At 50.7% G+C, this 374-nt stretch carries 1 protein-coding gene; it reads right to left on the reverse strand.

Annotated features, from left to right (window positions below; all coding sequences use genetic code 11):
* Positions 1-374, reverse strand: a 374-nt coding sequence (locus KP705_RS19230) for a transposase (protein ID WP_215765467.1), incomplete at both ends; no start/stop codon positions are given.

Raw genomic sequence — 374 nt, forward strand, 5'->3', positions numbered from 1 at the left:
CGGGTGATACCGACAGTTCGGATGAACAATCCCGTCTGTGATTTCTGGTCGGCAAAGACGTGCTCGACGCGCGATCGGATCACGGACTTTCCAGCATTCGATTTCTGGATATGTCGGGGCATAGGCTTGAGATGCGGCTTTTTTCTGTGAACCTTTGAGACAAAACCCTCTTTGTCCATGAAGTCCTCATTCGCTTTCGAGCGATAAGCTGTATCAGCCCAAACGCTTGAGGCSGTATTGGYTTTATCCAGAAGCCCCTCTCTCAATCGCGCGCCATCACTGGCRGCGGCATSYGTTGTTTTCCATTTGCGGATGAACCGGTATTTCCGATCGATGGAAACATGCGATTTATAGCCAAAAAGAACGGGATGGCG

This window comes from Gluconobacter sp. P1D12_c, from assembly GCF_018812105.1.
GTDB classification, from domain to species: Bacteria; Pseudomonadota; Alphaproteobacteria; order Acetobacterales; family Acetobacteraceae; genus Gluconobacter; species Gluconobacter oxydans_A.